At 49.0% G+C, this 7,948-nt stretch carries 7 protein-coding genes; 4 read left to right on the top strand and 3 right to left on the bottom strand.

Going from position 1 to position 7,948, the window contains the following annotated elements:
• Positions 1 to 318: 318 nt before the first annotated feature.
• A complete protein-coding gene (locus H6F90_RS10235; RefSeq protein WP_190552384.1) occupies positions 319 to 861 on the bottom strand; it encodes a general stress protein in 543 nt (180 codons plus the stop codon).
• A gap of 75 nt (positions 862 to 936) precedes the next feature.
• A complete protein-coding gene (locus tag H6F90_RS10230) occupies positions 937 to 3,741 on the bottom strand; it encodes a cation-translocating P-type ATPase (RefSeq protein ID WP_370587987.1) in 2,805 nt (934 codons plus the stop codon).
• A gap of 90 nt (positions 3,742 to 3,831) precedes the next feature.
• Between H6F90_RS10230 and H6F90_RS10225 the strand changes: the two genes are divergently transcribed.
• A complete protein-coding gene (locus tag H6F90_RS10225) occupies positions 3,832 to 4,554 on the top strand; it encodes a bacteriorhodopsin (RefSeq protein WP_190552383.1) in 723 nt (240 codons plus the stop codon).
• 14 nt (positions 4,555 to 4,568) lie between these two features.
• Here H6F90_RS10225 and H6F90_RS10220 read toward each other — a convergent pair whose 3' ends face one another.
• Positions 4,569 to 4,955: a hypothetical protein gene (locus H6F90_RS10220; protein WP_190552382.1), complete on the bottom strand. Its 387-nt coding sequence runs from the start codon at positions 4,953 to 4,955 to the stop codon at positions 4,569 to 4,571.
• Between the two features lie 147 nt (positions 4,956 to 5,102).
• Here H6F90_RS10220 and rppA point away from each other — a divergent pair, with 147 nt between their 5' ends.
• From rppA to H6F90_RS10205, 3 genes are all read left to right on the top strand, one after another.
• Positions 5,103 to 5,789, top strand: coding sequence for a two-component system response regulator RppA (gene rppA, locus H6F90_RS10215; protein ID WP_190552381.1), 687 nt, complete (start codon positions 5,103 to 5,105; stop codon positions 5,787 to 5,789).
• A gap of 9 nt (positions 5,790 to 5,798) precedes the next feature.
• Positions 5,799 to 7,079: an ATP-binding protein gene (locus tag H6F90_RS10210; protein ID WP_190552380.1), complete on the top strand. Its 1,281-nt coding sequence runs from the start codon at positions 5,799 to 5,801 to the stop codon at positions 7,077 to 7,079.
• Between the two features lie 171 nt (positions 7,080 to 7,250).
• Positions 7,251 to 7,948 (top strand): alpha/beta fold hydrolase (locus tag H6F90_RS10205; RefSeq protein WP_190552379.1); only part of this gene is annotated, 698 nt, incomplete at its 3' end.

The raw sequence follows: 7,948 nt of genomic DNA, 5'->3' as shown, positions 1-7,948 counted from the left end.
CTCAGGGGTGAGGGTGACCGTGTACTTTTCTGGCATGAGGAGGGGATTGTTGATTTTCAACCAGTTTCCCTGACTTCTCTCTACCTGTCAAAATCGGTGTGTCGAACTACTAGACAGCTTGTCCATAAATAGTCATTTTCCGAAACTCTTGGCTAAATTACAAAAAATCTCTAGAACCTTTATCTCACAAGGATTCTAGCCATAACATGGCACTTGGATGCAGCTTCGCTACCTTTGGGCATAGTAGGGTCGCACTACCCCAATGCCATGTATGACGAGAGTGATGAATCAGTTGTAGAGAAGTGGACAGAGAATCTTTTAAGGAGCGTCATAAATGTGCCACGATCGAATACCTTGACGATGAAGGATAGCTTCAACAGACAGAATCTCATCCTCCATTGCCTCTATGATGATCAAATAATCTCCCTGGTTAAATCTGTCGTTGTAGTTGGTTGCCTGTTCCTCTGGCACCAGCCATCCTCGAAGCGCGCCGTATAGACCACCCGCAGTTGCGGCAATTCCACTTCCAAAAAAGGTTGTTAAAAGGCTCTCTACCGCCAATACTTGACCAACACCAGGAATGAGCAGACTGCCGAGTCCAAAAATTAGGGCGAGTGAACCGACTCCTACGCTTCCTGTAATCGCGCCTGTTTTTGCACCTTCTGCTCTGGTTATTAAGGGCTGCCGCACCCTGTGTCTATTTAAATGACTATCTAAACTATCGTCATCATCAGAAGACTTGGTAATCACTGAGAGCTTGTGCATGGGAAAACCCTTGTTTTTTAGCTCAGCTAGCGCCTGTTCTGCGTCTCGACGATTAGAGAATATGCCGATCGCACGTTTGAAATTATGAGAAGTCATGAGAAAAAATGAATAGTTAACGCTACAAACTTGGCCGGGTAAGCACGCTCAGAAGAGTGGCTTCGCTGAGGTCATTTATTCCAGCGGAGCAACTCGCTTTAGCAACGCAGCTAACGCAATCATGGGTAGCCCAATGCCAAGGCAAGCTAAGCTTTGAGTCAGCGTTAATGCTTCAGTCGCGAATAGCTGATTCATGAAGCTCCACTGGCTGAATAGGAATTGAAACAGTAGAACACTTGCAATGCCGATCGCCACAGGGTAACCGAATGGCTCATTTTTACCGCGTAGCTTTGCAGCGATCGCTGGAATAAATCGGCTAATGCTTAATAGGTAAAAGGCTTCTGCTGCAACCAATGCCTGAATTGCCATGGTTCGCGCTAGGGCTTCGTTTCCAGTCGTTTGGATAATCCATTCAAAGGTGCCAAAGATCACGATCCAGTTAAACAATGAAACCGTTAAAATTCGGGTGATTAGCCTGCGCGACAGCAGCGGTTCATTCGCAGGACGAGGTGGGTGTTGCATCGTGTCTGGCGAAGGTGGCTCAAATGCCAACGGTAGACTCAAGGCAACCGAACTGACCATATTCAGCCAGAGAATTTGTATTGGTAAAATGGGCAGTGGAGTTGCTAGCATTACGGCGATCAAGATGGTCATGGATTCGCCACCGTTCACTGGCAAGATGAAGGCGATCGCCCGCAATAAATTCTTATAAACGGTGCGTCCTTCCTCGACAGCTTTCTCGATCGAGGCAAAGTTATCGTCTGTCAGAATCATATCTGCCGCTTCTTTTGTGACTCCAGTGCCTGTGATGCCCATTGCTACTCCAATGTCAGCTTGCTTCAGGGCAGGCGCGTCATTGACTCCATCTCCTGTCATTGCCACAATTTCACCTTTGGATTGGAGGGCTTCCACAATCCGCAGTTTTTGTTCGGGTGCAACTCGCGCAAATACATTGCTCTGTTCAACCGCGTTGGCTAATTCTTGCTCATCTAGTCGCGCAAGTTCTTGACCTGTGACAACAGGTGCATTCTTAGTTGAATTTAGACCCATTTGTTGAGCGATCGCGGCGGCTGTTTTGGCATGGTCGCCCGTGATCATCTTGACCTGAATTCCCGCAGACTTACAGGATTCGATGGCTTGAATCGCTTCAGGACGGGGCGGATCGATCATGCCTTGCAGCCCCAGAAATACTAAACCTTGCTCCAGATCAGAATGCTCAATTGAGCTTTGAGAATCAGGGGCAGCTTTCCTGGCAAGTGCCAAAACCCGTAACCCTTTTTTTGCCATGTTCTCTACAGTTTGCTCAATTTGCGTTGGGCTGAGAGCGATCGCCTCTCCATCTTCATCCAGCATTTGACGACATCGCTTGAGGATAGCTTCAGCCGAACCTTTAACATAAATCAGCCGTTCTGGGCGGTTGCGATGCAGTGTCGCCATGTATTGAAATTGAGATTCAAACGGCAGGGTGTCCAGCCGAGGCAGCGCCTGCTCCAGCTTTTCTGTAACAAGCCCAGCTTTGTGGGCGGCAGCAACCAGTGCTCCTTCTGTGGGGCTACCGACCACCATCCAATTTCCGTCCTGCACTTCTACATGGGAGTCATTGCACAACAGTCCGGCTTGCAGGCATTCATACAAGGTGGGTGCCTTTGCCAGGTCGATTACATATCCATTCAGGGAGATTTCTCCATCTGGTGCATAACCGCCACCGCTCACCCGATACCGCTTTCCACCTGCGTCAATTTCCTGAACGGTCATTTGATTCTGGGTCAGGGTTCCGGTTTTGTCGGAACAAATTACAGTGGTGCTGCCTAGTGTCTCGATTGCCGGTAATTTACGAATGATGGCGTGGTGCTTTGCCATCTGAGATACGCCGATTGCCAATGTCACTGTGAGAATGGCAGGCAACCCTTCGGGAATCGCACTGACTGCCAGCGCAACTGCTGCTTTGAACACCTCAATCAAGGAAAACCCTTGAGCCACGCCAACGGCAAAGGTGAAGGTCGCCAAGCCTAAAATGACGTAAAGCAAGGTTTTGCTGAATTTGTCAATTTTACGAGTCAGGGGAGTTTCTATGGCTGTACTCTGCTGCATCAGTTGGGAGAGGTGTCCGGTTTCGGTCATCTCACCAATGCCTACAACAACTCCAAGCCCCTGCCCAAAAGTGATGAGGCTACCGGTGTACGCCATATTGGTGCGCTCTGCGAGCGGAGTGTCTGCTTCTAGGGGCTGAAGGGTTTTTTCGACTGGAACCGATTCTCCTGTCAGGGCTGATTCGTCTACCTGTAAGTCACGAATTTCAAGCAGCCGCAGATCGGCAGGTACTTTATCGCCAGAAGACAGCAGGACGAGATCGCCGGGAACCAGTTCGCGGGATGAAACCACTTGCTTTTGACCGTTGCGGCGAATGGTTGCATCAGTCGTGACAGCTTCCGATAAAGCAGCGATCGCATCCTCTGCCTTTGCCTCTTGCACAAAGCCAATGATGGCATTGAGCAGCGTCACCCCAAAAATCACGCCCGAATCAATCCACTCTTTTAGAAACGCTGTCACCAGCCCCGCGACCAGCAAGATATAGAGCAGCGGTTGATTGAACTGCTGGAGAAATCGCAACCAGGCGCTCTGTTTTTTCTGAGCCGTTAACTGATTCGGACCAAAGCGATCGTGTCGCTTCGCTACCTCTGTAAAAGACAAACCCTGCTCAGGATCAGTTTTGAGCAAACGGACAACTTGCTCCTGAGGAAGATGATGCCATTGCTGTTCTGTTGATTTGACGCTATCCAGTACTGCCATCTCATTTTCTCCCGACCCCTTATCATCCAGAGCAGCACAACTGCCGTAAGCCAGCGTTGCCTGCTTTACTACTTCTCTAGCGTCCTTCAAGAAAGTGAGCGAAAAGTGAGTGCTAAACTTCTACTCCTCACTTTTGGATCACATTTGTGATTTAAGACTAAGAAGAAACGGAGGTAGCTTATGGATCTGCAAGCTCTATTTCACTGGATTTACGTGATTGCGATGGCGATCGGTGCACTATATTTCATTTCACTTGGCACCAATCCGCGTGGCGTTCCCAAATATGAGTATTTAATTGCCACTTTTATTCCCATCTGGTCAGGTTTGGCTTACATGGCAATGGCACTTGGTCAAGGGAAGGTTGAAGTTGCAGGGCAAATCACTCACTATGCTCGTTACATCGACTGGATCGTCACAACTCCTTTGCTCCTGCTATCACTGTCCTCAACCGCAATGTATTTTGTTGCAAAAGATTGGACATTAATTGCTTCACTCATGGGAACTCAGGCGATTGTCGTCGTATCAGGACTGATCGCTGACCTATCCACAAGCGATGAAGCCAGATTTCTCTGGTACACCTGTGGCGTTGTTGCGTTCCTAGTTGTCCTCTGGGGAATCTGGGTGCCTTTGCGGACTAAAACCCGCGGGCAAGGCGTAGAGTTATCTGGGCTTTATGACAGACTTCTGACCTACTTCACGGTGCTGTGGATTAGCTACCCGATCGCCTGGTTGATTGGTCCTTCTGGCTTGGGTTGGGTCAACCAAACCATTGAAACATTGCTGTTTTGTGTGCTGCCCTTTTTCTCTAAGGTTGGATTTAGTTATTTAGATTTGAACGGTCTACGTCGTTTGAATAGTGTCAGGGTGCGGGCTACGACTACAAGCCCTAAGATTCTCTATTGAAGCACAAGTGCATTTCACTCAATGATCTCGTAGCGGACTAACTGCCGCACATCTTGACGAGATAACTGAAGTTCTTGCGCGATCGCCGCTTCGATTTGATTGGTGTCGGTCATCGGCAATTCTAGTTCCAACCGTTTTAAGATGGGTTCCGTTGTCTCTACCTCAACCTGCGTGACTCCCTGCTGTCGATTGATGATTGCATTGATTAGCAGGATGTTGATGGAGACAGTCGCTTTAAGCTGAGTGTCTGCCTGAAGTTTTGTTTCGGTCGGTTGGGGTTGCCGTAGTTCTTGAGCCATCAGAAGATTGGTGCCAAACCAAAAGGCAATCGCCACAAACGGCAGTGGCAACCAGAATTCTGCCCCTGATGCTCGCAGCCATCGTTTTGTCGTGCGCCACATACTCCCGTTTCTCATCAGCTTATATGTTCCGCTGTTTGCACTCTAGTACAGCCTGATCTGCCTCAAAATCTGGCTCAAAGGGGATGTATACATAACACTAAGTGCCTATCTTCAATCTTGCAAGCCGCAAAGGGGAGCAACAAAGGAATGAGAGTTTTGCTGGTGGAAGATGACCCAAAACAACTGATGCCACTGCAAATGGTGCTCTCTCAGGCAGGACACAGCGTAGATGGGGTCAAAGATGGCGAGACCGCTCAGTGGCTTTTATCCGAAAAAGAATATGATCTGCTGATTCTAGATTGGATGTTACCCCGTGTCAGCGGTGTAACTCTCTGTCGCGAATATCGAGCAGCCGGAAAAACGGCTCCAGTTTTGATGATCACGGCAAGAGACACTACACCTGAGAAAGTGACTGGATTAGATGCAGGTGCAGATGACTACCTGGTGAAACCGATCGACCTGGTGGAGTTCATGGCACGAGTTCGAGCCTTAAGACGGCGATCGCCCCTTTGGCAAGGAGATACACTGAGTCTTGAGGATCTCCATCTCCACCTCGATACCCTGATTGTCGAACGGCAAGGTGCCACTGTTGCTCTCTCTAGCCGTGAGTTTCAACTGTTGGAGTACTTCATGCGCCACCCCCGACAAGTGTTGACCCGCAACCAAATCGAGCAGGCAGTATGGGAGTGGGGCACCGAACCCGAAAGCAATGCAATCACTGTTCTAGTTCGCAAACTGCGTCAACGCTTGCAGGCTGTAGGGGCAGCTGATTGGGTTGAGAGCATCTATGGCATGGGCTATCGCCTAACCCTTCCTGAAGCGCATGAATTCTAAAGGCAAGACGTGTTTAACCGAAGTCGTCGCAACCTGGCTCGTTGGTTCACCCTGTCGATGGGAAGCATTCTGGTGCTATTTGCTGGAGTGATTTATCAGATTGAAATCGAGGACAAACTGGAAGCACTCGATCGCCTGCTTTACGATAAGACCAGAGTGATGGCTGCCAGTGTGCATTATGAAATTCGCCAAGACCAGAGCCAGGTCGATCTGAGCCATGTTCCGTTGTTGGGCAGTGGCTCCCATCCGCTTGCAGAGGATCTGATTTATGTGCGCTGGTATAACGCGCAAGGACGGCTCGTTCGCTTTTTTGGCGTGTCTCCTCCAGACAAGTTAAATACGTCCCTTGGTTATCTCACGGTTCAATCAACCGATCTACTTTTGAAGGAAGAAATTTGGCTCCGCCAGGCGACATTACCGGTTGAGGGCAGAACTGGAACCCTAGGTTATCTTCAGGTTGCCACTCCCCTCATGGAAACCCAACAGGAACTTCAGCAGCTTCAGATGGTGCTGACTCTAACAGTCCCGATCACACTAGGACTCATTGCCCTCACAGGCTGGATTCTCAGTGGCTTTGCTATGCAACCGATCCGGCAAGCCTATCAACAGCTTCAACGGTTCACAGCAGACGCTTCCCATGAGTTGCGATCGCCCATTTCCGCGATTCTGACCAACGCTCAACTCGGATTACTCATCACTGCCAATGATTCTCCCTATCATCCTCCTTTAGAAAACATTGTGGATAGTGCGAAATCAATGGGCACTCTCGTCAATAATCTGTTGTTGCTCGCTCGTCATCAGGGACAGCTTGCCCCAGAATCACTTAAGTTAATCAATCTCAACGATTTGCTGGGAAGTCTAGTGACTCAGTTTACGCCATTGGCAGAACAGCAATCTATCAACCTGACCTATGAGCAGCCTGAGCAATTGATCGACCTATGGGCTGACCCTGATTTACTACGACAGGCGATCGAAAATTTGCTCAACAATGCCTGTAAATATACCCCTGCTGGTGGCACAATCCTGGTGCGTTTGGTGTCCCATCCTGGTTGGACAGTAATTCAGGTAATCGACACAGGTATTGGCATTCCAGAAACTGACTTACCCTATGTTTTCGATCGCTTCTATCGGGTAGACACTCAACGCTCTCAGGACAGTGGTGGCTTTGGACTAGGGTTGGCGATCGCCCAGCAAATTGTCCAAGCCCATCGCGGGCGCGTCTATGCCACCAGTGAAGTGAGTAAAGGCTCAAAGTTTCAGATTGAATTGCCCCTCAAACCCGATCAATAAGCAACCTTAAACGTTGGCTGCTTATCGTGATAAATCTGTAATGTTTATTTTCGAGTGACAGTTAGCTATGTACGTTGTATCTCTTCTGTCACACATGCTAGAGAATAGGAGTGCAGTGAAAGCCATTTGTGGGACGATCGCAAACGTGTGTAAGTTTAGGGGCTCAACTGAATGCTATGGCTGGCTGTGCTCCTTGGAGTACTGATTGGAGTCATTGGGTTTGGAGCAATTTATCAAACACTGGCTACAAGACGCGATCGCCACAGATTTCTGCCACCCGGAAAATTAATTGAGATTGAGGGTAGTCATTGGCACTACCAAATTGTAGGTGACGGTTCCCCGACCGTCATTGTCGATAGTGGAGCCGGAGGTACTCACCTAGATTGGCAACTTGTGCAGCCTGAAGTTGCGAAATTTACGAGAGTTTTGACCTACGATCGAGCGGGGTATGGCTGGAGTGATCTAAGTTCAGAACCACGCACAGCTGAGCAAGTCGTTAGTGAGTTGCGGCAACTTTTGCAAAAGGCTGAAATCGAGCCGCCTTATGTCTTAGTAGGAATGTCTTTGAGTGGTTTGTTCAGTCGCTTTTTTGCCTATCACTATCCAGAAGAAGTGGCTGGGATGGTTTTAGTCGATGTAGCGCACGAGAGAATGTACGAGGAGACACCAGTCGAATGGGTTGAATTGAACAAGCGGCTCGAAGGACTGTTAACTCAGATCTTGCACCAAGGCTTAAAAGGTGGCAGAAAGGGCGTGAAACTAATAGACCGCAAGAACAATGGACATTCTTGCCCACGCCCAAGAACTAATCTATCACTTGCTCGATGGGATGCCGACTCCCTACCAACGTCAAAGCCTGCAAGCTTTGC

It is taken from the genome of Trichocoleus sp. FACHB-591 (assembly GCF_014695845.1).
In the GTDB taxonomy this organism is placed as follows: domain Bacteria; phylum Cyanobacteriota; class Cyanobacteriia; order FACHB-46; family FACHB-46; genus Trichocoleus.
Note: the sequence above shows the minus strand (reverse complement) of the source record. Positions and strands in the feature narration are given on the sequence as shown.

Bases quoted from the DNA above. Each gene is read 5' to 3' on its own strand.
- H6F90_RS10235 (WP_190552384.1), bottom strand. From the start codon at position 861: ATGACTTCTCATAATTTCAAACGTGCGATCGGCATATTCTCTAATCGT.
- H6F90_RS10225 (WP_190552383.1), top strand. From the start codon at position 3,832: ATGGATCTGCAAGCTCTATTTCACTGGATTTACGTGATTGCGATGGCG.
- H6F90_RS10220 (WP_190552382.1), bottom strand. From the start codon at position 4,955: ATGTGGCGCACGACAAAACGATGGCTGCGAGCATCAGGGGCAGAATTC.
- rppA (WP_190552381.1), top strand. From the start codon at position 5,103: ATGAGAGTTTTGCTGGTGGAAGATGACCCAAAACAACTGATGCCACTG.